The sequence below is a fragment of the Roseimaritima sediminicola genome, from assembly GCF_009618275.1.
Classification (GTDB): domain Bacteria; phylum Planctomycetota; class Planctomycetia; order Pirellulales; family Pirellulaceae; genus Roseimaritima; species Roseimaritima sediminicola.
The window spans coordinates 1-503 of the sequence record NZ_WIAD01000163.1 but is presented as its reverse complement, the minus strand read 5'-3'; the positions used below and the strand labels follow the sequence as shown (position 1 = coordinate 503).

At 58.1% G+C, this 503-nt stretch carries 1 protein-coding gene; it reads right to left on the bottom strand.

Annotated features, from left to right (window positions below; translation table 11 throughout):
- Positions 1–103 precede the first annotated feature (103 nt).
- A partial coding sequence (locus GE027_RS22955; protein WP_162006909.1) for a hypothetical protein occupies positions 104–503 on the bottom strand: 400 nt, incomplete at its 5' end.

Sequence of the window (503 nt, the reverse complement as noted above, 5' to 3'; positions counted from 1 at the left end):
CCGATTTCATCGATGCCGGGCGCGTGTCGCCACGCACTGTATGCCAACAGCGACGCGTGCAGGCCAAGCAGTAAGATTGCAACAGGGCTGCGTCGGGCCCATCTCATGCGGCCGCCGACGGAGCACGGGATCGACGGTTGGAGATGAACCACGCTAGCACACAGACCGCGGCCGCCGCGAACAGCCCAAGGCTGAGTCGTGACCAGGGCCGTGAGAACTTTGGTTCGGGAAGACCGTAATGGGACAGGTAAAAGACTTCCTTCGCTGGCGGCTCGTCAAAGATTTCCGTTTCGAACTCGGTGAAGCTGCTGAAGCCGCTTTCCTCCTGGGTCGATTCGTTTCCTTTTCGGGTGGCGATGCAGAGGTTCTCCAGCATGTGTGACTCGGAAATCTGATGAATGGTTTGAGTAGCCGAATCATCTGTGGAGTAGATTGCGGTCTGTCCTAGTTCGACAATCGCCCAGCCGCGGGAACGATCGCAGATCAGATAGGTGTCGCTCAAG